Consider the following 303-nt stretch of genomic DNA (forward strand, 5'->3'; position numbering starts at 1 on the left):
GTGGCCTGGGTGGGTCTTCGGATCCGGATGATGGTCGTGCTTCCTGGGATGCCGACGGTGCCGGTGCGGTGGTCGGGGAGGCCGGTCTGCGTGATTCCGCCGCCGGTGGGCGTCCGGACACCGCTTGGGATGCGGATGCCGATCCGCTCGGCGACCGTACGTCCGCCTGGGGCGCGGACGGTCGGGATGCGGATGCGGATCCGCTCGGCGGTCGTGCGTCCGCTTGGGACGGTGACGGTCGGGATGCGGATGCGGATCCGCTCGGCGGTCGTGCGTCCGCTTGGGGTTCCGACGATTCCGGGC

1 protein-coding gene is annotated in these 303 nt (G+C 71.9%); it reads right to left on the bottom strand.

The window, feature by feature from the left end:
• Nucleotides 1–303: hypothetical protein (locus QJS33_RS31310; protein ID WP_306371683.1), on the bottom strand; the 303-nt coding region annotated here is incomplete at both ends.

This window comes from Nocardiopsis sp. CC223A, from assembly GCF_030766825.1.
GTDB lineage: Bacteria > Actinomycetota > Actinomycetes > Streptosporangiales > Streptosporangiaceae > Nocardiopsis.